This window comes from Sporomusa aerivorans (assembly GCF_041428895.1).
In the GTDB taxonomy this organism is placed as follows: Bacteria; Bacillota; Negativicutes; order Sporomusales; family Sporomusaceae; genus Sporomusa; species Sporomusa aerivorans.
In genome coordinates this window covers 1,783,850-1,809,792 of the sequence record NZ_CP156926.1, presented here as the reverse complement: position 1 = coordinate 1,809,792, position 25,943 = coordinate 1,783,850, and the positions used below count along the sequence as shown (strand labels likewise).

Here is a 25,943-nt window from a genome sequence, read left to right as displayed (position 1 = left end):
TAAATAGTTAATGCCACAACGGCCCCAACACTAAGAAGGGACCCGTCATGGCACTCTAACTTACATGCAATAATTAAAACCTACTGACAAATCTCGCAAAAATCAGGGCACAAACAAGGCCATCTTAGTGCCTTTGTCCGTCATTTTTTTTGCCAGTTCTTCCACAGGTCCCACTTCCATGCATTGCCCCAGGCAGTGCAGGGCACACGCCGGTTTTTCTCCTTTAGCCACCCGGTCTTCGCATAAATCACAAAGCTGGGTAGGAACAGGCACATAATTCCATTCCCATTTATCGCCTTCTACATTCCAGGGACCAACTTCAGTCATTTTGATCCCCCATTTGTCTTTAGACAGGTTTTTTTCATTTTTACAGGAAACCTCACAGCTATGGCAGCCTGTGCAATATTCATAATCAATCAACAAACCGTTACGTGACATCCTTTTCCCTCCAATCGATTTTTATATTCTTAATCTTCCGCCTTATAAACCTTGCAGATAATAGCCTTAAACGGAGCGCCGAAACCAAGTTTACCAATGTGTTTATGAGGGATCAGGGTGTTGATATTTGATTTCCATACTCCATAGAGGCTAGGCTCTTCGGCTTTTTCTTCCGGAAACCACCAGCCGTGGGTACAATGAACAACATTGGGTTTTATGGCAGGCATATATTGTGCTTTGGCTTTACATTTGCCGAACTGATTTTCAAGATAAGCCCAGTCGCCATCTTTAATACCAAGATTCTTAGCCGTTTCCGGATGAATTTCCATAACCGGATCAGGATCAATAGCGCGCAAGGACTTAATTTGTCTATGCTCGGAGTGGAAGGATGTAACTTTTCTGGCGCCGGTGGTAAGTACTAACGGATATTCTTTAGCAAGATCCGGAGTACTTACAGGGCTGTACGGCGGCTCTTTGTAGTACGGCAGCGGGTCTTCGCCCCACTCTTCAAAGAGTGTCGAATAAAGCTCAACTCTACCGGTTACGGTATTAAAACCAGGCTCACCGTCAAATCTCAGTTTACCGGTCTCGTGTTTCCGGTAATCGTAGCCTGGTTGGAAAACACCGGCTTCTCTCAAGCCGTTGAAATCAATGCCAAGCTCTGGTTTAAGCTGATCGCTGAAGAAATCTTCAACACTTTCCCACGGCCAGTTTTCTGGATTGAGGCGTTTGCCCAATTCCATACAAACTTCAATATCAGACTTACATTCGCCAACCGAGAAGGCTTTATTCATAGCACCCGCAAAAATAGCATTCCGGCCGAAGTGAGTCAATACTACGCCGTCATGCTCAGCAAATGTCGGCAATGGCAGGAATACATCACCAAAAGCCATTGCGGTCGGTGTCATGAAGCAATCCTGCACCACGTTGAATTCCAGAGTCTTAAGAGCCTCATACCATCTTTGCGGCGCAGCCGAGTTGGTAGGAGTAATAAAGTTGCTGCTGTTGAACCAGCCCATTCTCAGCCGGTAAGGTTTGCCGCTTTCCAGTGTATCAAGCGTTTCATCCGGATGCGTTGTAGCCAAAGCTGTGCTAAGTGCAGGCCATTCCTGGGCTCCAATCCGCTTTTCCCAAAGTTCTTCAGAGATCTGAGACCGGGTTTCCACACGCCATTTGCCAAGCAGCGCAGCGGGTGGTCCTAAGGTAATGCCGCCAGGCACATCGAGGTTGCCGGTGATGGCTGAAAGTGAAAGAATAGCATGACCAAGCTGAACGCCGTTCGGATTCTCGTCAACAGCCAGTCCCCATTGGATGGCAGTTGGCTTGGCAGTTGCCATAACTCTGGCACATTCAATAATCTTTTCTGCCGGTATGCCGGTAATTTCGGCCACTTTTTCCGGCGGATACTGTTGTACACGTTCTTTAAGCTGGTCGAAGCCGTAGCACCAGTCTTCAACAAATTTGTGATCATAAAGGTCTTCGTTGATGATAACATTCAGGAATGCGAGAGCCAGCGCAGTATCAGTGCCAGGCCTTAACTGCATCCAGTAAGCGGCCCTGGAAGAAAGCCAATTCAAACGTGGATCGATAGAGATGATTTTGGTACCCCGTTTCATCATATCAACAATAGAGTGACCATAGAAACCGTCCGGATTTGACCATAAAGGCATTTTGCCCCAGAGTACTAAATATTCCGGAACTTTATAGCCGGGGTGATCATAGCGGTCCGGATAATGGCCGGCAAAGTCAATTTCCGGATAGCCTGCGCCCAGGATGTAGTCGGTAATTGCGCAACGAGGTCCGTAGCAAGACCAGCCGCTAAGCGGATAACAAACATTCGGGGTTTGCAGTGAAGAAAAACCCAGTGGATAATAGTACAAGCAGGCTTCCCGGCCAGTACCGCCGAATACGATGATGGACTCGGCACCATGATTCTTCTTAAAGCCATTGACTTTCTCAACGATAATATCCCAGGCTTCATCCCAGGTAATCTTTACCCACTTGTCTTTGCCGCGATCTTCCGGAGCCCGCTTCATAGGATAAATAATGCGGTCAGGATGATGTACGAATTCGGGCAAAGTTAAGCATCTCACGCACAGACGGCCTTGGCTGATAGGATGTTCCGGATCGCCCTCAACTTTTACAAGTTTGCCGTCTTTTACGTGCAATTTCATGCCGCAGCCTACCGGATGGTCTCCAGGGGGGGACCAGCCACAAGTACGCACTGTATAACTACCATCGGCGTGTTTTTCCATCCATTCTTTTTTCATTATCTCACCAACCCTTTCAAAAACTTTCTTATTGCTTTGACAAACCTCGCATTTGTTCTGTCTCGCAACACCTCCATCAGGCCTTGGCAAATGTGATCAGCCATTAAAGGCGGATTATCCCTTACCAGCAAGCTACAGCCCTGTCCGCTATTGCTGCGAACTTACGTAGCGCCCGACTATCAGTATTGCAACAAACATGCCAACTTTCTTAATAAAGTAAGAAAGTGCCTGGCTGCTGGGGTTTATCCCGTTTTTTCGTCTTGTCAATAAGCCGTGCTTGTTCTTTTTTTGAGAATGGTAAATATGTGTTTTTTCCTTAATAAGGCAGGTAAAACAGCAGCAGCTCCACTAATCTTCTTTTGCGATCAAAGTGTCATTATAAGATGATATCTAAGCACTACTGCTTTCCAGCACCGCTTATCTTGCTGCACATCAAAATTATTCAGCCAGTAGGCACGGCTTGCGCCGAGCTCTCCAGAAAGGACGCCGCTGCTGCCCTTATCCAGCATAAAAATTATACTTTTGGCAGGATCAGAAAGACGGCTGCCTCAAATTCCGGGGACGCAGCCGTCTTTCTCATTACCGCGCGCGAGCAACATAGGCCCTAAATTTCTATTTGCTATCACTTTACAAACAGCACCATGCCAATTAGAATTTGCTTTATGCAAAGACATTCCGGCAACAATTGACGTAATGTAAGTCATGCATACTGGCTGTCATTATGATACAGCAGACGAAAAACAAAACCGGAATTATTTCTTGAATTTGCTACTGGCATAGTTCTGTCCCGGTTTACGGGCTGATGCAGGAAGTTGAGGTTTAGCAGCAGGTTGCTCTTTCGCCGCTTCACCTGACTCTGGAGCTTTCTCTTCAGCCTTTTTATCTTCCGCCATGCATATCACCTCCCTTGTACAAAATGTAAATAGCAATAATCATGCCAGAATATTTAAAACTCCATCAACCCTTGCAATTCCTGCCTTTTCGGCACCTCCGGCCGTTTTAGGCGCAAGCGGGGTTATCTCTTTTTGAGATGCCATAAAATCCGCTAGCAGGCGTAGAATGCTGAATCTGTATGGAATGCTCGTCAATCTATTTTTAGGAGCACAGTTTCATTTTAAGATTACTGTGCCAGTAGAAAGAAACCGCTTTAACTCATAGGATAGAAAACGAAAAATTTCTGTCTCCAATTTATTAATGTTCTTGGCAAAAAGAAAAAAGACCTCACGCAGGAGGTCTAAATATACTTCGCCTATCTAAACTTATCAGTATTCAATATCGTAATCTTTCAATTTCCGATATAGGGTAGAACGGCTTATACCCAGTATCTCGGCGGCATCAGGCACGTAATTGTTGGCATGCAAGAGAGCTGTTTCAATAGCCGCTTTTTCAAGATTCTCCAGACACAACATGTCACCCACATGTTTATTACCATTTTTAATATCCTCGACTTTAAGCGGACAGGTTTCCATAAGAATGAAGTCGGGAAGGTTCTCCGGTTTAATTACATCTCCCTGCACCGTGTTGACCGCATAAATCATAGTATTCTGCAATTGGCGCACATTACCCGGCCACTGGTACTCGGTAATTTTTTTCTGCGCTGCCGGACTAAGGCGCGGAATATTCCAGCCATGTTTGCGGCAATAATTTTCAATAAAATGCTCACTCAGCAGTTTAATATCATTACCCCGTTCGCGCAGAGGCGGAATGGTAAGCGTCAATACAGACAGACGGTAATAGAGATCTTCACGAAATAAGTTTTCTTTCACCATTTGATACAGGTTTTTATTTGTGGCGGCAATTAAGTAAAAGTCAACTTTCTTATACCGACTGCCGCCAACGCGCATGATTTGTTTATCTTCCAGTGTTCTAAGCAGTACGGCCTGAAGTTCAAGCGGCATATCACCGATCTCATCAAGAAATAACGTCCCGCCATGCGCCAATTCTATTTTACCCGGCCTGCCGCTTCGTTCAGCACCGGTAAAACTGCCGCCTTCGTAACCAAACAGTTCACTCTCAATTAGTTCCCTGGGCATGGCCGCACAGTTGACGGCCATAAACGGCCCTTGCGGACAGCGCACATTATGAATAGCCTGAGCATAAAGTTCCTTACCGGTGCCGCTTTCGCCTGTCACCAGAATATTTTCCGGTGAACGGGCAAAACGCTTGGCTAATTCCAGCCCTTTTATGAAATCTTTATTCTCACTGACAATTCCCTCAAACGTGCAAACAGCCATACTGCCGGATTTATTATTTTGTTGCGCCGACACTTTTTCTGAAGAAAATTTTAACACAGCCAATTCTAAGTCTTGGGTAGATTGCTGAACAACAGGACGAATATTTATGTGATAAAAATACCTGTCATTGCCAACCAGCAACCGCTCTTCAACAGTGATGTTCTCGCCCTTTTTGGCTAAGAGCATTAAACAGGAATTGCTCCCCAGGAATTCATTAATATTACGGCTACTGACTTCATCCGGTCTTAACTTCAAAATCCGCATACCTGCCGGATTGATATGAAGAATTTGCCCGTTGGGGTCAATGGTTACAACCCCTTCGTCCATACAGTTCAAAGCAGTGTCCAGTGCACTGTGAATAGTAATGAATTTATCGTTAGCAATTTGAATCTGTCTTTGGTATATTGACACCTGTTCGTTAGCTTCACTTAACAGATTGCCAGCCATATTAAGCCGGAGCTGGGTCTCTAAGACCACCGCCAGAGCTGTTACCAAACCTAAGCTATGCGGCCCTATTTTTCTGAGAGTTTCCTCCTCTGGTGTGTTTAGCAAAGGCTGGCTTACAAATACCAGCGCAGCCTGGATTTGGCCATTATTATTCTTTATTGGTGCCGCCGAAGCAATGCTGTTTTGAAACGCCACGCAATAATGCTCCGGTCCTAATAATTGCACAGGGCGTTTAAGACGCAAACATAATTCATGGGCAGTGGTCCCCTCTGAATCTTCATTAACCAAAAGTCCGGTCCGGGAATCAAATTCCGGTAGTGACGCAAAGCTTTCCAAACTGCCTTCATTCAGCAAGATAACTCCGTTTTTATCGAACAGATATAGTATATAGCCACAAGCCATAATTATCTCTTTAAATGAGTCTGCAAGAGAACGGGTAGCATCAATTAGGCGACGGTTCTTATTTAAAATTCCGGCTAATTCTTCCGGGGTCAAATTTGAATTTGTCACTACCGAATAAGGGTTAACGCCCCGCCTGCGGGATCTAATCCAGGAAGCGGCCACTTCCTGATCCATATACGGGTATTTGCTGGGATCTTCAGCTTCATTCTGTAAAAAATCCTGTTTACAGCGAAGTATAGCTTGCCATCGTTCACGAGATAGTAGTTCTCTGTTAATTGTACAGTAAATTTCCTGTATCCCGGAGGTCCCCTGATCGTGCTTCATGAAAGTCACCTACATTCCCTCCTCATATTCCTAATCAAATTTTTCGCAAACCGGCCTGCCCCATAACGCTACGTCCCATTAGGCAAATAAAAAAAGGCAGTCTGAAATAAACAGACTCCCTTTGCACAATCTGGGCAGGGGTAAAAATTACTTTTTGCCCCCTTCGGTTATTACTTCCTGGCAGGAGGTAATAACTCGGAACTCATCTTAAAATTAATTATTCTGTTAATACCTTTATAATCCTCTTTAGGAAATGATTATAATTTTATAATATTTAGATAATTTATGCGATATTTCAATACTGTCTTGACTTTTTTCCGTTATGACTGTAGATTACGGAATCTGATAAGCCAAATGCTCTCTGTTTAGTTGTTTAAGCCTGACTTTTGCTTCTTCTGCTGTTTTTCCAAGTAAATATCTGCTTTTATCTACCATATCCCAAAGTACATAGCCGTCTTCTGAAATAATAATGGTTTCATTGCCAAAACCTGAATTGGTGAAAGAAGGATATTCCATCTCACCACTCTCCTTCCTGTAAACTTGTCAGCCCATGCAGTTTCATTCATTCTCCGAGTCATTCTGCGCTTTGGGAGGAGTATGCCATTTACAAGTCTTGCTAATACCGTCCTGTGGTGCTTTTTTATGTTTATTACAAGGATTTGCACACATCTGATCAATGTATAAGCACATTACGGTTGGCCGCGCTGGCGGCGGTGGCAGTTCTCCCCCACATTTTTTGCAAATTTTGCGTTCCGGGAAATTATAAGTTCCGCACTGAAGGCATGGAGCAGGTTTTTCCTTCGGTGGCTTACATCCCCCACAATACGGATTACAGGACCAACACATGGCTGCCTCCTTCAGTACCCGGCGTCTCAATTTAGGACAGTTTCATCGGTATAATTATTTTGTCTTCAGCTTGCTGAGTGCGGTCAACATGGTGGTTCTCAGATGCAATACATGCGTTTTTTCCGGATATTCCACACCGGCGCGCTGAAAAATCTCGCGCAATGTTTTTTCCATGTCCGCATTGGATTGATAACCGGCCATATCCATCGCCCAATTTCCTTTTAGTACGGAAACCGGAGTAGTGGAATTTTGGTCTGGCTGGATATTCTCCCAGACCATAGCCGCGTCCTGTAATGTAAAAGCCATACTGTCCGCCTCCTTTCCTTGCTTTTCCAGTATTATTACAACACTAAAACCATATACCGTCAAGTTTCAAAAAAAGACGGGTTATAAGCCGCCAGTCTCATTTTGAGACTGGCGCAATTATTGTATCAGCCAATTTATATTATGCGCCTCCCGGGTAAACTCCTGATACATTGATTTCCTCTTTTATTCCTCTTTAACATTCATTAATAGCAAAAAAAAACGATTGCGATTTAAATATAGATCGCAACCGTTTTTTCTTACTTATCCAAATGCGGCTTGTATTCCGGTGGCGCAAATTTAAACTCCGGTTCATTTTCCCGCAGCTTTTCAGCTTCTTCGCCGGTTATTACCTCAAACCAAATGCCCTCCACCCGTCGTCCGGAAAAAGTTGGTCCAAACCGGACAAAGATGGATCGGTCCCAATCATAGATTTCTTGCAGGGAGGGTTCTAAAACCCGCAGTTTTAGTTGTCCATAGGAGTATCTCGTATTTTCCAAGGAGAGTTGCTTCATCAGTTCAGGAATGCTGTATTCTGTAATGCCGCTTGCCTGCGAAGACCAGATAAGATCGAAAACCGCTGAGGTATGTTTACCCCGGTATTGAATTCCTCTGATTAACTGGCATTCGATATCGTCAGTAGCCATGGTGGAAAGCAACTGCAAAATTTTATCCGTAAATTGAAAAGTTATTTCTTTTTCCGTATATTCGATCGCCTGAAACCAGTGGGTCCGGCTCAGTTTTTGACTATTTTTTTCATACAGCCATATACCTTTCCCGGATATTTTTTCGAGTTCACTAACTAAGTAGGCGTACATTCTGTCCGGGTTGCTGCTTACGATTTTCAGAAAATCGCTAAACGGCATGCTATATACTGTACGCACGGATTTTTCGTCCCTGGCAGATTGCATGCGGGAAATGACCGCAGTCACTATTTTTTGCTGCAGTTCAGTAAGCTGGTCACGGCGGCCAACGGCCTGTTCCACGCTGATAATCTGATTAGGCTTGGTTTTAAGCCCCTCCGGATGAAGTGCCGAGGCTATGAATTCCTTGCTGTCAAAAGCTGAAGGAGCCTTTTTTAGAATGATTTCCATTTGTTCACCTCACCTTCCTAATCATATTATTCGTTACTCTGCCGGCAGGTCCTGCCGGTGACTCCCCTCCTGTCACGAGCCGGAATAGTTGCTGACAGGAGGGTATCCCACAAGTTCACTCAGTGCAAATACAGTAAGAGCCGCACGCACACCGGCCTGGCAATAGACAATGACCTTCTTTTCGCGGGTAATTCCTGGGTCTTAAAGCCCCGGTCATCCCTGTAAGCAGTCAGCCAGGTATTGGCTGCTCCGGGCCAAACGCCGGACTGCTGCTAAATCAATCAGAATTCTGCAGCTCGTTATGATCCTTATTGTTGCCGTTAGTACTCTTAGCCGTTTCCCGCTAGCGACTTGGGACTACGACATGGTCGTAACGGTAAGTGGGCTTAGGCCGTCCCGGTTGCAGGCATTTTAAAGCGGTATACTCGGCCGTGATATTGCTGCCGGCAGCCTGGGAAATCTCTTCTTCAACAATGGCTTGCAGTGCCGCCGGCGTCATCTGGGCCCGGGCGTTCAGGGTCAGCTTCGCCGTCTGCCCCGCCCCGGCGGCCCCGCGGATACTCAGGACGTTGCGGGCACCGGTGAGATTGCCGCATACCAGGCCGTCACCGGCTTTGACCAGCAATTTTACATGGCCGATCGCCGCCTGCAGCTTTTCAAACCGCTGCTGCAAAGCACTCAGCAGGTTTTGGGCGAAAATATTCCAGTCGGCGGCCCCGCTGTTCAGCATGACGGTAGTATTCAGCCAGCCAAGCACGGCTTCTCCTTCGGCATAAATATCGTAGTCAACCTCAGCCAGGCGTGTTCCGGCCGTCGCGCGCTGCAGAACTTCGTTCAGCCAGTTGTCCACACCCACGCCGCTAATGGCGCTGACAGTATGGATGTTGGCCCACGGCCACTCCGCCGCCGCACGTTCTTTCAGGCTGGCGACGGCTTCCGGGCTAAGCAGGTCTGTTTTATTAATAACAATCAGATCGGCCTCTTCCAGTTGCTTCCGGAGAATATAAACCGCACTCGGGTGAAGTCCTGTCACCTTCCCGGCCAGAATATCCTCAAGCTGCTGCGGGTCGGCAAGCACCGAAAGCGGCGCAACGCTCAAGCTTTCGGCAAACTTATGTTTCAGCGGCTGTACGATGGTCGCGGAGAGGTCGGTGCAGCTGCCAACCGGTTCAGCAATTATGACCTCCATAGGCTGCTTAGCATTAATATGCGCAATCGCACCGGTAAAGCCGGAAAAATTGCAGCAGAAACAGCTTCCGCTCACTTCAGCGACAGCCGTGCCGGTATTTTCCAAAAATACTGTGTCTACCAGTTCGGCGGCCTGATCATTGGTAATCAGACCGACGTTTTTACCTGCTTGCGCCAGGGTGCGGGCAACCTCCCCCAGCAGTGTTGTTTTGCCGGCGCCCAGGAAGCCACCGACCAGAATCAGTCTTGTCTTCATAACTACATCTTCCTCTCATGTTTTTATATTTGATTTGCTCAGTAGCTTGTCAGCTCTAAAACAGTAGAACAATGGCACTATTAGCGGCATTCGCATTCCGTTCTCTTCATCAAGGGCTCGATGATGCCGGTGAACAGCCAGCCTGCCGCCAAAGCCCCCAGCACCGGGGCGAGTATGTATACAAAGAAAAAACCGCCCGACTGATCAGGAAAAGCAGCCGCCCCCCAGCCAAAAATCCAAGTAACAAGCCGGGGGCCGAAATCACGGGCGGGATTCAGCCCGGCCTGGGTCAGGGGCGCAATCAGGCAGATCACGGAACTTACGGACAGCCCGATAAATAAGGGCGCCAGATTATTATCCGGCCGGCCAAGATTGCAGCCTTCGGTCAGGGAAAATATCATAATCACCAGTAAGAAGGTGCCAATCGCTTCCGCGCCGATGGCTAAAGGCAGGGAAACCACCGTTGCGCTGCCCGGAAGCTGATAATATTCCCCAAACATTTTTGCAATTTTCATGGAATCAGGGGTGCCGCGCACAATACTTTGCGCCGTCTCAAAGGCAGCAATAGAGGGCTCAAATAAGACGTACAGGATGAGCCCCGCAACAAAAGCGCCGGCAAACTGCGCCGTAAGATAAGCCGGCATTTTTTTAAGCGGCATTCTTTTGCTTGCCACCATGGCGATGGTTACGGCGGGGTTGAGATGGGCGCAGGACAAATGACGGGTGGCGTAGATCGCCAGACTAACCCCGACGCCCCAGATCAGGGCAATTTGAAACAGGCCGCTATGGGATTTAAATAAGACATCCACTGCAACCGATCCACACCCGAATAAGACTAACAAAAAGGTTCCCAGGAATTCACCAATAAAATCACGCTGATAATTCACGGTCAAACATCCCCTACTCATTTTTTCTGCACAGTACTATCTGTTGACATTTATACCTTCAACAGCAGCCGCCGGCGCCGCTGCAGTGATAGGTTGGCGCGGTAACAATCAAATCGTCCCTGTTTAGCTTGCGAAAATAATCGGCCGATTTCTGGCATACAGGGTGCGGAATATCCCGCGGTATAATGCAGCCCGCTTCATCACGCAGCCTTTCCCTGCCAAAATAGATAACGGTTTCCCCGGCAAAGACGCGGGCGCCGTCTGCAGGCACCGGCGCTTTATAGGCCACGATCTCCAGCGATTCCAGCAGGATATTGTATTCTAGGGAATAGCGCTCTTTATCCAGTACCCGGTAAGGCCGGCGGGCCCTTACTTCAATTCTGCCGAACCCCGCGCCGCTGATCCGGTCCAGATATTCACCGTATTCCAGGGCTCCTGACAGGCACATCGCCCGTAAACGTTCATTTTGGCGCAACTGCTCAGGTATGGGCAGCGTGGTTATCGGGTCGGAAATGTACACGCGTCCTCCCGGCTTTAACACCCGGTGAATTTCCCGCAGAGCATTCATTAAATCTTCACCTTCAAAAATATTGAAGAGGCAGTTCTGAGCAGCCACATCCACACTCTCATCATTCACGGGAAGCCGGCGGGCGTCCCCTTCCTTTACATCAATAAATTCGGAACAAAACCACGGGTTTAATTTTTCCGCTGCAATAAAGTTTTCCCGGGCTTTTTTAAGCATTTCCGGTACGCGGTCCACGGCAATTACCGAATGAGGCCGGCGGGTGAAATAGGCGAACTGTAGCGCTTCCAGGCCGCCGCCCACACCGACGTAAAGAATAGTTTCCCGGGAGTTAAGCTCGCCGAAATGAACCGTCGTGCCACAGCCATAATTCATTTCGCTCATGACATCAGGGATAATAAGTCCCGGCAAAAAGCGGTTTTGTTGCGAAATACAGCAAAGTGAAGCTTGCGGCGTCAATGCCGCCTCCTTGTATACCTCATGGACTGTTGTCAAATAACTCATAAATTCCCTTCCTTTATCTTCTTAGCATTTTGCAGCATTTGTTTCAGTTGCACACAGTCTGTCATAATGAAACCATTTAGAAACTCAGCCAGGCAACAGTAAAATTCCTGGCGTGTGTTGGCCGCTATGTCATCACAGAAAGCAGTTGTCCACCGGCCGAGATGCCGGGCAAGAAAGTTCTCCTGCCGCTCAAGGGCGGCCAGCAGCGCCGGCCCAGTCTGCGTCATCAAGGCGGCAGACGCCTGATGGTTCAAGTAGTACATAAACTCCAGTTCCAGCCCGATATGATCGTCAGGTTCCCGGTTGAGTCTTTTTACGGCAAGACCGGCGTTACGATATTGCTCCCGTACTTCCAGAGCCGATGCCTGCAGCAGAACACGCTCCGGCGAACGGTAACACGATTCATACGGCGGCGCCGGCACCTGCCGGGGTCCGATAAACAGACGGGTAAATTCAGGCTTAAGCTGCCGGCTTACGGTTTTGATTGCTGTCAGGCGCATTATCTGCAGTTGGCTGCTAAACCGTCTTTCCCATGAGTAACAGGCGGCTTCATCAATCTCCCGGTAGGCGGTGGCCAGTACAAAAAAATCCGATATGATGTGTTCCTCCGGTCCCAGCAAAAACAGCCGACGTAACAAGTCATAGACACAACCGCGCATCACCAGTATTTCCGCCAGCTCCGTGGCGGTATCTTCCACACTCTCGCCAGCGGCGTGTACTGCTTTTATCTTTTTTCCGGTGCAAACCGTATTGACGGACCTGTTGCTGCTTTTAAAAATCCCTGGCATTCTTTTACCACGCCCTTTACCTCCATCTCCCGCAGGTCCCCCGCCTTCAGTACCTGCAACGGACAACCGCGTACGCAGGCCGGTTCCTCACCTTGCCGCAGTTCATCGATACATAAATCACATTTGCTTGCTTTGACTGCCTGGTTGCTAAAGGCGACCGCTTTATAAGGACAGGCGTGAACGCAAGCACGACAACCGATACATTTCTCCCGGTCCTGTACTACAATCCCGTCTTCCGGTCTTTTCCGAAAGGCTTTGACCGGGCACACAGCCGCGCAGGCCGGCTGCTTGCAATGCATGCAGGACCGCGAAATATACCTGTCCACTTGCCGGTCATTGTTTTCATTCTTTGTTTCAAAATGATCAACCTGACGCCAGTGAATACCGACAGGCAGCTTATTTTTATTTTTGCAGGCCGTTTCGCAGGCTTGGCAGCCAATACAGTAATTGGAATTGTAATAAAAGCCCAGTTGCTTTCCCATCCTTTTATCCTCCAAACAATTCATTTATCAGACTTTGGCAATTTGTACCAGGTTGGTGTGATAGGTTGAAACACCACCCATATCACCCAGCCGGTCGGGCGCCAGCGCGTTGATATTGCTGCCGCCCGGACTCAGCTTGTGCCACGGCGCCTTGGGTGACATGACCACTCCCGGCTTGACGGCTTCGGTCACCGCTGCTTTGAGTCTGACCTGGCCGCGGTCATTAAAGACCTGCACCCAATCGCCGGCCTCAATCCCCCGGCTGCCGGCATCCTGCGGATTGATAAAGATCACGGGGCCATCGTAGATTTCCTGAATATAGGGTAAATTGTGGAATTGCGTCGTTATAAAATGTTTGGTAGCCGGAGTCAAAAACCGCAGGGGATACCGGATAAATAATGCCGGTGTTGCTTCCGGCCCCTCCGCCGGCGGGACATGCTCGGCCACCGGATCAAAGCCAGCTTTGGCCAGGCTTTCCGAATAAAATTCTATTTTGCCGCTCGGCGTTTTGAATTTCTTGTCGGCAAAGGGCGTGCCCAGATTAAGTTTCAGCCAGTGCTTAGCCTGCAGCGCCTCATAGGTAATCCCCGCAAACAGCGGACTGCCTGAATTGAGAGCGGCTTTAATGACAGCGGACGCCGCTTCCTGGAAACATGCTTCGTCATAACCCATGCGTTTGGCCAGTTCGGCGAAAATCTCCAGGTTGGATTTACTTTCGCCCAATGGCGGTATCGCTGGCTGGTTTAGGCGGACATACCAGCCAAGATAGTCGGAATTGATGTCTTCATATTCAAAAAAGGTAGCCGCAGGCAATATGAGGTCTGCATAGTCGGCCGTATCGGTCATGAACGGATCAACAACCACGGTAAACAGGTCTTCCCGCTCCAGTCCCTGTTTGATCAGGTTGGTATTGGTGGCCATGGCCAGTGGATTGCTGTTGTACACGAACAGAGCTTTAATCGGCTTGTCTTTGGTTTCGACTGTTTGCCCTTTCAACGCTTTGCCGATTTCATTCATATTTATTGACCGCACCTGTTGGTTTGCCAGTAGGTCGGGACGTTGCAACGCTTTCCAGTCATAGGCCCAATAATCACCATTGATGTAGACATAACCGCCGCCCTCCACCCCGACCATCCCGACCAATGCCGGCAACAGGGATATGGCCCGGACCATTTGGCCGCCGTTGGAATTACGCTGCATGCCGTAACCCACCCGGAGGATAGATGGCTTGACAGCCGCATACATGCGGGCAAATTCAACAATAGCTGCCGCCGGTACGCCGGTAATCGACTCTACCCTCTCAACCGGATAGCTCTGGACTTTGGCGACAAGCCTGTCAAACCCAACGGTATAGGTCTCCACAAAGCTTTGGTCATACAGTCCTTCGTTAATAATGACGTGCATAATTCCCAAAGCCAGGGCCGCATCGGTTCCGGGCCGCAGCTGAATGTGCAGGTCGGCCTGCGAGGCCAGCGGGGTACGCACCGGATTGATTTCCACGAGTTTGGCCCCATTGTCCCGCGCCCGATTAATGAATTTGATAATATGCACATTGGTCGCGGCATGATTGACACCCCAGGATACAAATAACTGAGTCCTGGCATATGTTTCAGGATCAATACCGCCCACCTGTCCATAGGTGTATTTGGTCGCCGGCTTACCGGCATCAGAGCATACAGCCCTTTCCAGTTTACTGGCCCCCAGCTTGTTCCAGAAGCGGAAGGGTACCCCGTAATTGTTAACAATGCCAAGATTGCCCGAGTAGCTGTAAGGCAGAATGGTTTCAGCACCTTCACTGGCAATAAGGTGTTTAAATTTGTCGGTAATCGTGGTATAGGCTTCATCCCAGGAAATCCGTTCCCAGTCGCCGCCGCCTTTTTTACCGGCCCGTTTGAGCGGGTAGAGAATCCTCTCCGGGTGATACACCCAGGTTGGATAGCAGTGCCCTTTCACGCAGGGTGTGCCGGCGGTAATCGGATGAGTGGGATCACCGGTAACATGTACAATCCGCCCGTTCACAACTTTTGAGATCAGGGTGCAGGTATCATGACAATTGCGGGGACACGCCTGGTAAAAATAACTTGCCGGTTCCGGGGATTTTACACCGGCAGCCTCCACTGTCATACGCTCAGCCAGACTAATCAGGGAAAACCCGGCCCCCATGGCCGCCGACCAAGCCAAAAAGGACCGGCGGGTCATTTTCATTTCCGGTTTGAATTTATTGCCCATATAATCGCGCTCCTTTACAGATTTTGCCCTGCCTCATTTCTTTTCCGTCATTCGAAGCTTTGTAATAACCCGAACTATCGGCGTATTCAAGCTACCTAGCTCCTTTTTAAATTCACAACTTTTTCAAAAAGTTCCACTATTTTACTTGCAACTTCATTATATAGCGATTCTTTTATCGATTGCAAGTTAAATTTAATATGCAATTGATAAAAATAAAAAATCCCTCCTGGGGGATTTTTATTTTATCGCCAACTATACTTCTACGCCTAAACGGTGCTGATACGATCTACTCCGCAATGAACTCTTACTTATTACCTGTTAACATATCGTAATTTTAAGTGTCCTCTATTTTAAAAAGTATGATCTTAAATAGTAGTCCCTAACAGAGGAATTTGTAAATTTATGTAGAAGCAATTATTTAATAAATATTCTTGGCAAACCTTCCGAAAGGTTGGGACGCAAAGCCATGGGTCTAACGACACTGAGTCTATGACTGCCAGGTTGCATATATCAATGCAGCCTGGCAGTTTTTTTTGTGCAGCCTGCTACTTTTGAACGCCTTAGCGCATGCAGTAAACATCTAAAATGCAACTTATGACAGGGGTGTGAAACCAGCTTATGGACAACGAGAATAAATCCACTGATGCCTCTACAGAAACTGATATTGATTCAAGAGACCTGGAGGAACTGCTTGCGAACTTACCGCAGATTATTAAAGAACTGGAAGCAGAACAACCATTACAGGATACTAAATAATAAGAACAGGCGGCTGCAAATTCTACCACAAAAACTAAAAAGCTCATGCCAATCCCTTTGTACGTTTGGCATGAGTTTTTATTTAAAATTATATATATTGAACGCGTGAACATTGAGTTATCATCTTACTGCCATTTTTCACTCGCCCAACCTATATGCATAACATAAGGATAAAATCAGCTGCTATATCCATCCTGAATAGATAGCTCATAATCCCTGGAGGCTTACTTATGGAAATCATTCATCTTAAATACTTTCTTGAAGTCGCCCGCCATAAAAGTTTCAGCAAGGCGGCAACGGCATCGCATGTGTCGCAATCTGTTATAAGCAAACTAATAAAAGATCTGGAACTGGAATTTGGTGTCGTTTTATTCGACCGTACTTCCAAACACGTGGCGCTGACTGAAGCCGGCGCCATCTTTCTCACGGATGCGGATCAGGTGGTTACATTATTCAACAATCTGTCCAGCAAATTTGACAGCAACTGTAAAATCCCCAGGGGGAAGGTTAGTATTGGTATACCGCTTATGGCCGAAGCCATAACTTTTGCTCAGCTGCTGGGAGACTTCCGGGAAAAGTATCCGAAAGTCGCCACCGAGTTATACGAGTCCGGTTCTAAGAAGATTGAAGTTGCCGTCCAGGACGGAATGCTGGATATCGGCATCATCTGCCGTTTGCCGGGAAATCCGGATATATATGACGCTTTTACCTTCTCCCATGATCCACTGCAGGTAGTTGTCCACCCGCAGCATGCTTTGGCGGAAGCACAAACGCTACGCCTGGCAGACCTCGCGCAGGAATCCTTCATTCTCTCCAGCAGCGACTTCAGTTTGCATGATGCAATTGTAAAAAGATGCAAACAGGCCGGCTTTATTCCTAAAATTGTCCTTGAAACCTCACAGCGTGAACTCATGATCGAGACTGTCGCCGTTAACCTGGGGATTGCCTTAATCCCCAAAAATGTCTGTGATGGCTTAAATCATAAACTTGTCCGCGCAATTCCACTGGCAGACCCGGAAATTATCCATAGTATGTCCCTGATCTGGAAGCACGGACGAATCTTATCCCATCCTGCCAGACTATTTCTTGATTTCGCCGGGGAGTATTTGTTGGGTAACCCGCAAGAAAACACTAAATCATAAAATACCTTTCAGGCTAATCGGCAGTTTGCCGCTCCGCCGTGGCCGGAGGAGCGGCTTGCTTTGACTACTCATCGAGATAACGTCGCCATAAGCAAAAGCTTTTAGTATCGCAGTAAAGTGATATAGAAATATTCGCGGCATACCAGCAAAAGTACATTTTTTACCCACAGCGTATTCTACCGGAGAATATTTTTGGCATAACTTGACTAAGCTAGTAAGTTATTACTATAATTAGACATATGAGTGGTAAGAGGCCTTCTGCTATCCAGATGGCCTTTTTCGTACATTTTGGAGGTACTATGTCAGATCAAACAACTACTACAGATGCATCGGTTCTGTTAAATGACCTTAAACAAGCCAATAATGAGATGAGCAAAGTCATTAATACCATCCAGCAAATTGCCCAGCAAACCAATCTCTTATCCTTAAATTCGGCTATTGAAGCGGCAAGAGCCGGTGAGGCCGGACGGGGATTTGGCGTTGTGGCGGACGAAATTAAAAAACTGGCTACCCGCAGTTTTGCAACAACCAAAGAAAGTACGAAAATCATTGAAAATATTCAATCAAAAGCTAACGAAGTAATGGCCTCCCGCACGGCGGACGTAGCCTATGATACCATTGACAAGATTGACCGCAACCTCTTTGAGCGTAATTGCGACGCTCAGGCCTGGGCAGGTTTTTCCCAGGTAAAAAATGCCTTGTGCTCCACTGCATCTGACCGGATCGAGCAGGCAAACAACCTGCTAAAGACACTTGTTGAAATTTACGAAGTATACTTTGATCTTTATGTATTTGATACCGAAGGTATTGTCGTCGCAGCCGGCATCCATCGTGAGCTTATTGGCAAAAGCATGGCCGATAAAGGCTGGTTCCAGGAGGTTAAAGCAGCTAATACCATCTGTGTAACCGATTTATATTTTTCACCCATCGAGAATCGTCACACAGTGGCTTATTCCTGTCCGATAAAAAGCGACTCAGGCCAGATTGTCGGCTATTTCTCTTCCCGTTTCAACTGGGAATATATTTATGATATTCTTGATTCAGCCCGCATCGGTAAAAAAGGCGACATCGCAATCATTAATAAAGACGGTTATGTGATTGCCTGCCCCAGCCGCAAGGGCATACTGGAAGACAATATAAACAGCCTGAAAGCTGCCCAGAATGCTATGAAGGGCGAGACATACGGCTACACTCTGGAACAGGATAACCGTGGCAATACCAAAATTTACGGTTACGCGCACACCCGCGGCTATAACGCCTATAAGGGTAAAAACTGGTCTGCCATAGTCAGCGAAACTATATAGCATAAAGTAGACTTAGCTTGAGGTGGGACTTTAACCCCATCTGAAGGTTAGTCGCCCTTAGCCAGGGACTTAGCCGATCTAAGACTCCCACTTGTAGAAGTGAGAGTCTTAGATCAGGTTAGTCGTCGGATAAAAAGAGAGTCAATGACGACCTCTTACACAACGGTGTAGAGGTCGTATTTTTATGCGGAAAGGACATGTGCCATGACCCTTAGTAATGATGCCAAATGTGCAGCTTCAGATAAACTGTCATGTCTGTTACTAAACCGGTCGGTAACAACTTATTTCCAGCCCATTATCTCCATCCGCCAGCATACCGTGACCGGCTATGAAGCACTGTCACGCGGCATAGACGCCTATACCGGCGCTACAATCATGCCCAATATCCTGTTTCCGCTCGCAGCAGAAAGCAGTCGGCTTGTCGCCTTAGACAGGCTGTGCCGGGAAAAAGCGTTTGAAACCTTCAACATGAGCGCTGCCAAGCATGAACGCGCCATATTGTTTCTTAATCTGGAGACTTCAATTATTGACAGCGGTGTCGTCGGCTCCGGGCATCTCATAAACAGCTGCCTAAAGAACGGTATCAATCCCGCCTCTGTGGCAATAGAAATCAATGAATCCAAGGTTCATGATCTTAAAGCACTGGAAACTTTTATTCAGAGTCATAAGCAATACGGTTTTCTGTTTGCGCTCGACGACGTCGGCAACGGACACTCCAATTTAGACAGAATTCTCCAGGTTAAACCTGACATTATCAAAATTGACCGCTGTTTGGTCAGCAATATAAATCAAGATTATTATAAGCAGGAGATTTTTAAATGCCTGGCTCATTTAGGAAAAAAAGTAGGTTCACAAATTGTCGCCGAGGGTATTGAAACAGAGGACGAGGCGTTAACAGCCCTCCAGTTAGGCGCCGATATGCTCCAGGGATACTATTTTGCCAAACCTGTTCCGGTAACCGATATACTGCCCCAATCCCTGGAAAGCAAAATACGTTTAATTGCCTCGTTGTTTAAAACTTGTCGATTGGCCGCTATAAAAAATCAATTCCAAAAGAAAACTCAATCCTCCAGCACATTTCTGCACCTGCTTGAAGAGCTTAGCAAAACTACTGCCAGCCGGTTTGACGGCAGGTTATACGAATTGATGGCCGAACATCCCCGGATACAATACTTGTATATTTTGAATATGGCCGGTGTCCAAATTACCGACACCGTAGGCTCATCGAATACCTTAAACGAATATGCCGCTGTTTTATATCAGAGCGATCAAAAAGGCACCGATCAGTCATTAAAAGACTATTGCCTGATTATACAGGCCGGTATGGATCAGTACATATCTGAACCATATATGTCAATGGCTAACGGCAGGCTCTGTGTGACGTATTCCAAGATATTCAGAGACGCCGCCGGCAACTCCTATATTTTGTGCGCTGATTTTGATCCTTAAGACTGAGCTAGCTTTCAACACCCAGCAGTTTTATCCCTAGCAGCAGATAAATGCAGCCGCAGACTTTATTCATCCAATTGGCCGCCGTATCGTTGGCGCGGAGAAAAGCAGTCACCCGGGCTGAAAAGAGTACCAGGCCCAAACACCAAATGGTGCCGGTCGTCAAAAAGGTAATTCCCAGGATCATAAACGGCACAGTCCCGTAGCTATTGTGCGGATCAATAAACTGCGGCATGAAAGACAGAAAGAAAAGAGCCACTTTCGGATTCAGCACATTTGTCAGCAGTCCCTGCACGTATATTTTTTCGCCGGACATAACATTCTCACTGAGTGGAGCTAAACTGTTATTTTTAGAAAGCAGTGTGGTTACCCCCAGATAACCGAGATAGAGAGCACCGGCCAGCTTAACCAGCATAAACGCCAGCGCCGACTTAGCCAGTATAACGGATAAGCCCAGCGCGGCCAACAGGGTATGGACAGCACAGCCGGAGATAATACCCAGAACTGAGTAAATGCCGGCAGTGCGTCCCTGTGAAATACTGCGGCTTAAGATATAAATAGTGTCTGATCCGGGTGTAATATTAAGAAGAATACCTGCAATTAGAAACATCTCGTAGTGAACGATACCGAACATAATGATCACCCCTTATTCATGATACTTTTTGGCTTTGCTGCCACGGCCAGCCAATAACTCCCGTCCCAAGACTTACACCTAAGATAACAAGGCCCAGCGCCACCAAATGAGTCCACTCCAACTGTTCAGTCAAAAAGACCGCCGAGGCAAAGACCCCTGTTACGGGTATGACATTTTGAAAAAGAGACGCTTTGGATGCACCTATCCTTTGTATGCCCATATTCCACCAGAGGGCGCCCAAGGCGGTATTGACCAGACTGGAAAACAAAAGTACACCCAGAGGCCATAACTCCCAGGCCCCTTCATAAGCCCATACCGGATTGACAAAAAAGCCGAACACGACTAAAGAAAGGGAAGCAGCCATATGGGTATAAGCCGTTACTACCAGCGGCGCAGCCTGAACCGTACTCTTCTTTACGAAGATATAACCGAAAACGGCGGCTGCCATGGATATAAACATTACTGCATCGCCTATTAAAGTAGCTGTTCCCTGCACTTTGCCGGATACAACCAGTAAGACGCCGCTAAACCCCAGGATAACGCCCACCCCCTTCGACCAGCTTAACGGCTCGTCAGCCAACCGGCTGGCCAAAAGGATTGTTAATAAAGGATTTAGCCCCAGAATAAGAGCCGCATGCGTACCGCTGGTAGCCGCCACTCCCCAGGATAATGTGATGTGGTGTAGAAAAATACCGAAAAACGCCACTCCAGCCATAGGCACCCATATGGTACGGGGTGGTTTTTCAATGCCATATTGGGAAATCACGGCCGGTACCAGCAGGCAAGTAGCTAACAAAAGCCGGATAGGCGCAAGGGCAAGCGGCGGAAAAAAATTAGTAAGGTATTTTATCATTACCACATTAATGCCCCAAAGTATAACAACTAATAATAATAAAGCAAAAGTAGTCCGGTGCCGGTTATTTTCAATCATTGTTACTGCGACTAGTCGTAATCATTTATTCACCTCAGTTATTATCCCTGTAACTCGCAAAACTACGGCTATAAGAGTATCCTTGCCGGTTCAAAGAATGCGTAGATTCTTTCGCAATGCAAGGCGGCGCCAGCGAGGCATTGCGGGAAAAGATGCAAACCATCCTTGGTTTTAGGAGAGATGAAGTACTAGCATTAAGTTGTTGTAAAAGCACTTGATTATGATACTATTGTATAGAGAAACAACAAACAGGTCATGGACAAAGTTGCTGGAATATAGCACAAAATTGACAAAGGTGGTCATATGAACATCAACAAAAACAGCTGGCGCTGTGAACACAGCATAAGTCATGATTTCCCGGTAGATATCCACCGCAGTGAGCACACCCGGCAGGGTACGGTTATTGAGTGCCACTGGCACGAAAATTTTGAAATACTCTATTTCGAAAAAGGTGAAGCGTTAATCTACTGCAACTCCCGCCCTATCCGGGTCGGACCCGGCGAATTAGTCATCATCAACAGTAACGATATCCATTACGGCGAAAATATCTCTCCCCAGCTTATTTATTACGTGGTGGAATTTGACCTTTCCTTCATTGACAGCAGCCAGGTTGATCTCTGCCAAACCAAATATCTGACACCCTTAGTGCAAAACCGCATCCTTTTCCGCAACCAGATTGACCGTAACCGGGAACTTTTAGAGCAGGTACGAAATCTCCTTGCTGAATTCTACCGTCAGGAACTGGGCTATGAACTGGCAGTAAAAGCTGCTATCTACCGAATCCTGGTTTTACTGCTGCGCACTTATGCCGAGCAGACGATCAGCGAAAATGAAAAAGACCGGCAACGCCGGACCTTAGATCGCCTTAGCCCTGTACTGGAATACATAGACTGCCATTATACGGAAAAGCTCAGTCTTGGACAACTTGCCGCCATGGCCAATATGAGCCTTCATTACTTTTGCCGGCTGTTCAAAAGCCTCACCGGCAAATCGCCGACTGAGTATATTAATCAGCTGCGGATAAACAAAGCGATAATCCTATTGCGCGAAAGCAATCTTAACATCACTGAGATTGCCCTGACTGTTGGCTTTAATGACAGCAACTACTTTAGCCGTATATTTAAAAAATACAAACACGTGTCACCGTCCTGCCTGCTAAAATAGCCTGCATAGTATCCAATAAGGAATTACCGGCCTGTTTCCCCAAACCACGCAGCTTTGAGCAGGGCAACAGCCGTTTCGATTTCGGCGGCAGGAATTTTAGAAAAATTAAGGATAATGCGGGATGTGTTTTCCGGGGTATTCTGTAAATAATAATCTTGGACCGAAGCTACCCGGCAGCCTTTAGCCAAGGCCTTTTCCACCAGTTCATTCGCCGGCGCCTCTGCTTTGACATTAAGAATAGCGTGCACGCCGGAGTCTGTGGCCTCAATTTCCACATGCTTGCCGAAGATTTTCTGCACCGCCTCAAACAGCAGTACTTTTTTCCCATAGTACAATTTACGCAGCCGGCGGATCTGGCGTTCCAGACAGCCATCGGCCATAAACTGGGCCAGCGCCAGTTGTTCCAGCAGGGAAGCCGCCTGGTTATACAATGCGGCATTTTGCTGAAATTCTGTTAACAACTTCTCCGGCAGCACCATATAACTGATACGTATCGACGGCGGCATAATCTTAGAGAGTGAGCCCAGGTAAACTACGGCTTGCCCGCCGCCAAGCCCTTTAAGCGCCGGAATCGGCCGTCCGAAATAACGAAATTCACTGTCATAGTCATCCTCAATAATGGTGCCTTGCACACTTTCCGCCCAATTCAGCAGTTGGGTTCTCTTGCCTACAGGCATAATATAGCCTGTGGGAAACTGATGGGACGGGCTGACATAGACAAGCCTGGCGCCGCTCTTAGACAACCGGTCTATACTGATGCCGTCTTTGTTCATAGGTATAGCGTGTATGGTAAATGAATTGTCGGCAAACACACGTCGGCCATGTTTAAAGCCCGGGTCTTCAAAGGCTATACTGGTGAATTCGTTTTTCAGCAAACTGCATAGTGTGTTAAGGAGACTCTGCACCCCCGGACCAATAATAATCTCTTCAGGCTGAGCATTCCCTCCCCGGGAACCGTGGATATACCGCGCGATCTCCTGCCTTAGCTCCAGCTCGCCCTGTACATGGCCGTAACCGACTAGCCGCTCCTTATTGGCAAAGGCTTTGTTAATATACCGTTTCCATAGCGAAAAATCAAATCCTTCCATATCCATGCCGCCGCTGGCAAAATCATAAAGGACGGACGTCTTGTCTGCCGGCGTTTTTGCCTTGTAATCCGCACTAAGAACTATACCTTTTTTTATAGCCATGCCATCAAACGTACTCACAAGGTATCTTGAACGGTTGCAATTAGTAATATAGCCCTCGCTCATGAGCTGCTGGTACGCTTTTTCAACTGTTATTTTGCTGATAGAAAGACTGGCAGACAGCCCGCGAATGGACGGTAGCTTTTCTCCCTCGGTCAGGCGGTTTTGCTCAATTTCCTGTTTAAAATAGGTATAGAGCTGCATGTACAAAGGTTCCCGGCTACTGGTGTCAAGCATTATTAAATCCATATCATCCTCCATCTGTCCCTATTGATTTTATCAATTCTGTATATTTTAAAGAGTTCATTTGTGTTCTATAATACACTTATGCTTTTTAAAAAGCCATAGCAACTACATATATTTTTTCACTCAGTATTTTGCTTCTACCAAACAGACCACCAGATTAGAGGAGGAATTACTCATGACAATATGTAAGGCACTTGCGGTTGCAGGTTCAGATACTAGCGGCGGTGCAGGCTTACAGGCCGACTTAAAGACATTTCAGGAATTAGGCGTCTATGGCATGACGGCTATTACCGTCATCGTTGCCCAAAACCCTAACAATGATTGGTCTCACGATATCTATCCCCTGCCGCTCACAGCCCTGGAGGCCCAGCTGGAAACCGTACTAGGCGGCATCGGCGTAGACGCATTGAAAACAGGTATGCTGGCAACTACCGAAGTAATCTCACTTGTTGCCAAAAAGATTGATCAGTACGCTGTTAAAAATGTGGTAATTGATCCGGTTATGGCCTGCAAAGGCACCGATGAAGTACTGCATCCGGAATGCACTGTCGGCATCCGCGAAATACTGGCACCCCGGGCTACCATCATAACACCCAACGTCTTTGAAGCTACCCAGTTAAGCGGGATTCGGTCCATTCGCACTGTCGAAGATATGAAGGCAGCGGCCGCCGCAATCCACAAATTAGGTCCAAAAAATGTTTTGATAAAGGGCGGGGCCAAGCTGGATACCGACGAGGCCATCGACATTCTGTACGACGGTCAGGAATTTACCGTTTTACGCTCGCCTAAGTTTAACACCACCTACACACATGGCGCAGGCTGCACTTACGGCGCCGCTATTACGGCCGGACTTGCCAAAGGCTTGCCAGTGCCGGCAGCAGTTAAACAGGCCAAAGAATTTATTACTGCCGCCATTCAAGCCGGGTTTCCTCTTAACAGTTATGTAGGCCCGACATACCATGCCGCTCATCGTTTGAACAAATAGAAGATAACGGATCAACAAAAAGCCTTGCACTTATTGTCCATATACCGACAAAAGTGCAAGGCTTTTTTGTCCCTTACTACCGTCTCTTACTGCTCCAGAATAAACTTAGTTATGGCATTGGCCACGCCATCCTCGTCATTGGTATTTGTTATATAATCCGCCGTTTGCTTAACCCGGTCTGAGGCATTTCCCATGGCAATGCCCAGGCCGGCGTACTCAATCATGGACACATCATTTTGACTGTCCCCAATAGAAATAATTTCCTCCCGTCTGAGGCCATAGAACTCCGCCAGCACGGCAACCGCTTTACCTTTGGAAATCCCGGCACGGGTAATCTCGATATTATATTGGGATGAATCCACAATTTCCAATTGCTTCATATGCAGTAGTTCCTCCCGCAAATCTGCAATTAAAGCGTTGTCTCTATAGATAATTTCACATTTTACAATATTGTCTTTTTCGCCGCGCAGCACTTTCTGCCACCGCGGCCAGGAAAAAACATATTCCATATCAATACTGTTGCTGCGGGCACCCAAAAGTCTTGTCCCCACATAAAACAACTTAAACATAATATTGCCGTAATAAAACTTATCCGGCGTGCAAAAGTATGGCTTAATCTTATGTTTGCGGAACATCTGCAGTAATTCTAAAGCTAGGCCTTCACCGAGAATATCCTTAAAAATCACCTGATCGTTGTCTTTTTCTTTTATGAAAGCTCCGTTTGAAGCGATCACCGGCGACTTTACGCCGATAAGATTAGAAAAATATTCGGCATCCGTATACATTCGTCCGGTACATACTACAATTTGAACGCCTTTTTTATGAGCTTTTATCAAAACTTCCCTGGTTCGCGGCGTAATTTTGTGTTTACTGTTTAACAATGTCCCATCCACATCAATACAGACAAGTTTATAAGCCATAAACATCCTT

General features: G+C 47.1%; 24 protein-coding genes and 1 riboswitch. Of the genes, 6 read left to right on the top strand and 18 right to left on the bottom strand.

Annotation, left to right across the window (positions count from 1 at the left end; genetic code table 11):
* Positions 1-102: 102 nt before the first annotated feature.
* The 14 genes from SATMO3_RS08185 to SATMO3_RS08120 all read right to left on the bottom strand — a co-directional run bounded on the left by SATMO3_RS08185 (position 103) and on the right by SATMO3_RS08120 (position 15,215).
* A complete protein-coding gene (locus tag SATMO3_RS08185; RefSeq protein WP_371379927.1) occupies positions 103-438 on the bottom strand; it encodes a hypothetical protein in 336 nt (111 codons plus the stop codon).
* Between the two features lie 29 nt (positions 439-467).
* Positions 468-2,708, bottom strand: coding sequence for a molybdopterin-dependent oxidoreductase (locus tag SATMO3_RS08180; protein ID WP_371379925.1), 2,241 nt, complete (start codon positions 2,706-2,708; stop codon positions 468-470).
* Between the two features lie 752 nt (positions 2,709-3,460).
* On the bottom strand, positions 3,461-3,601 hold the full coding sequence (locus tag SATMO3_RS08175; protein ID WP_371379923.1) for a hypothetical protein: 141 nt from the start codon (positions 3,599-3,601) through the stop codon (positions 3,461-3,463).
* A 369-nt stretch (positions 3,602-3,970) separates the two neighbouring features.
* Positions 3,971-6,115: a sigma-54 interaction domain-containing protein gene (locus tag SATMO3_RS08170; RefSeq protein ID WP_371381688.1), complete on the bottom strand. Its 2,145-nt coding sequence runs from the start codon at positions 6,113-6,115 to the stop codon at positions 3,971-3,973.
* Positions 6,116-6,448: 333 nt separating this feature from the next.
* A complete protein-coding gene (locus SATMO3_RS08165; protein WP_371379922.1) occupies positions 6,449-6,631 on the bottom strand; it encodes a hypothetical protein in 183 nt (60 codons plus the stop codon).
* A gap of 384 nt (positions 6,632-7,015) precedes the next feature.
* On the bottom strand, positions 7,016-7,267 hold the full coding sequence (locus SATMO3_RS08160) for a hypothetical protein (protein ID WP_371379920.1): 252 nt from the start codon (positions 7,265-7,267) through the stop codon (positions 7,016-7,018).
* 257 nt (positions 7,268-7,524) lie between these two features.
* Positions 7,525-8,358 (bottom strand): replication initiation protein, encoded by an 834-nt coding sequence (locus SATMO3_RS08155; protein WP_371379918.1) that lies wholly within the window; start codon positions 8,356-8,358, stop codon positions 7,525-7,527.
* A 72-nt stretch (positions 8,359-8,430) separates the two neighbouring features.
* Positions 8,431-8,550 carry a rhodanese-like domain-containing protein gene (locus SATMO3_RS08150; protein WP_371381687.1) on the bottom strand — a complete coding sequence of 40 codons (120 nt, stop codon included), beginning with the start codon at positions 8,548-8,550 and terminating at the stop codon, positions 8,431-8,433.
* A 151-nt stretch (positions 8,551-8,701) separates the two neighbouring features.
* Complete coding sequence (locus tag SATMO3_RS08145; protein WP_371379916.1) at positions 8,702-9,802, bottom strand: GTP-binding protein; 1,101 nt, start codon at positions 9,800-9,802, stop codon at positions 8,702-8,704.
* 80 nt (positions 9,803-9,882) lie between these two features.
* On the bottom strand, positions 9,883-10,689 hold the full coding sequence (locus SATMO3_RS08140) for an MIP/aquaporin family protein (RefSeq protein WP_371379914.1): 807 nt from the start codon (positions 10,687-10,689) through the stop codon (positions 9,883-9,885).
* A 58-nt stretch (positions 10,690-10,747) separates the two neighbouring features.
* Complete coding sequence (arsM, locus tag SATMO3_RS08135; protein WP_371379913.1) at positions 10,748-11,716, bottom strand: arsenosugar biosynthesis arsenite methyltransferase ArsM; 969 nt, start codon at positions 11,714-11,716, stop codon at positions 10,748-10,750.
* The gene (locus tag SATMO3_RS08130; protein WP_371379911.1) at positions 11,713-12,504 is read right to left on the bottom strand and encodes a molecular chaperone; all 792 of its coding nucleotides are present in this window, start codon (positions 12,502-12,504) and stop codon (positions 11,713-11,715) included. The genes arsM and SATMO3_RS08130 overlap by 4 nt, the downstream gene beginning before the upstream one ends.
* Entirely contained in the window at positions 12,441-12,986 is a 546-nt protein-coding gene (locus tag SATMO3_RS08125; RefSeq protein ID WP_371379909.1) for a 4Fe-4S dicluster domain-containing protein, read from the bottom strand. Before SATMO3_RS08125 ends, SATMO3_RS08130 begins: the two co-directional genes overlap by 64 nt.
* Before the next feature lie 27 nt (positions 12,987-13,013).
* Positions 13,014-15,215 (bottom strand): molybdopterin-dependent oxidoreductase, encoded by a 2,202-nt coding sequence (locus SATMO3_RS08120; protein WP_371379907.1) that lies wholly within the window; start codon positions 15,213-15,215, stop codon positions 13,014-13,016.
* 423 nt (positions 15,216-15,638) lie between these two features.
* Positions 15,639-15,724, top strand: a riboswitch (cyclic di-GMP riboswitch).
* 109 nt (positions 15,725-15,833) lie between these two features.
* Here SATMO3_RS08120 and SATMO3_RS08115 point away from each other — a divergent pair.
* From SATMO3_RS08115 to SATMO3_RS08100, 4 genes are all read left to right on the top strand, one after another.
* Complete coding sequence (locus tag SATMO3_RS08115; protein ID WP_371379905.1) at positions 15,834-15,971, top strand: hypothetical protein; 138 nt, start codon at positions 15,834-15,836, stop codon at positions 15,969-15,971.
* Between the two features lie 230 nt (positions 15,972-16,201).
* Positions 16,202-17,113 carry a LysR family transcriptional regulator gene (locus SATMO3_RS08110; protein ID WP_371379904.1) on the top strand — a complete coding sequence of 304 codons (912 nt, stop codon included), beginning with the start codon at positions 16,202-16,204 and terminating at the stop codon, positions 17,111-17,113.
* 299 nt (positions 17,114-17,412) lie between these two features.
* Positions 17,413-18,417, top strand: coding sequence for a methyl-accepting chemotaxis protein (locus tag SATMO3_RS08105; protein ID WP_371379903.1), 1,005 nt, complete (start codon positions 17,413-17,415; stop codon positions 18,415-18,417).
* Between the two features lie 204 nt (positions 18,418-18,621).
* Positions 18,622-19,866 carry an EAL domain-containing protein gene (locus SATMO3_RS08100; RefSeq protein ID WP_371379901.1) on the top strand — a complete coding sequence of 415 codons (1,245 nt, stop codon included), beginning with the start codon at positions 18,622-18,624 and terminating at the stop codon, positions 19,864-19,866.
* A gap of 7 nt (positions 19,867-19,873) precedes the next feature.
* Here SATMO3_RS08100 and SATMO3_RS08095 read toward each other — a convergent pair whose 3' ends face one another.
* A complete protein-coding gene (locus SATMO3_RS08095; RefSeq protein WP_371379900.1) occupies positions 19,874-20,500 on the bottom strand; it encodes a LysE family translocator in 627 nt (208 codons plus the stop codon).
* A 16-nt stretch (positions 20,501-20,516) separates the two neighbouring features.
* Positions 20,517-21,431: a DMT family transporter gene (locus SATMO3_RS08090; protein ID WP_371379899.1), complete on the bottom strand. Its 915-nt coding sequence runs from the start codon at positions 21,429-21,431 to the stop codon at positions 20,517-20,519.
* A 303-nt stretch (positions 21,432-21,734) separates the two neighbouring features.
* Here SATMO3_RS08090 and SATMO3_RS08085 point away from each other — a divergent pair, with 303 nt between their 5' ends.
* Positions 21,735-22,595, top strand: a complete 861-nt coding sequence (locus SATMO3_RS08085; protein WP_371379898.1) for a helix-turn-helix domain-containing protein — start codon at positions 21,735-21,737, stop codon at positions 22,593-22,595.
* A 23-nt stretch (positions 22,596-22,618) separates the two neighbouring features.
* Here SATMO3_RS08085 and SATMO3_RS08080 read toward each other — a convergent pair whose 3' ends face one another.
* Positions 22,619-24,031: a PLP-dependent aminotransferase family protein gene (locus SATMO3_RS08080; RefSeq protein ID WP_371379896.1), complete on the bottom strand. Its 1,413-nt coding sequence runs from the start codon at positions 24,029-24,031 to the stop codon at positions 22,619-22,621.
* Between the two features lie 172 nt (positions 24,032-24,203).
* Here SATMO3_RS08080 and pdxK point away from each other — a divergent pair, with 172 nt between their 5' ends.
* On the top strand, positions 24,204-25,013 hold the full coding sequence (pdxK, locus tag SATMO3_RS08075; RefSeq protein WP_371379894.1) for a pyridoxine/pyridoxal/pyridoxamine kinase: 810 nt from the start codon (positions 24,204-24,206) through the stop codon (positions 25,011-25,013).
* 86 nt (positions 25,014-25,099) lie between these two features.
* Here the strand turns inward: pdxK and SATMO3_RS08070 are convergent, their stop codons facing one another.
* A complete protein-coding gene (locus SATMO3_RS08070) occupies positions 25,100-25,933 on the bottom strand; it encodes a Cof-type HAD-IIB family hydrolase (protein WP_371379892.1) in 834 nt (277 codons plus the stop codon).
* Positions 25,934-25,943 lie beyond the last annotated feature (10 nt).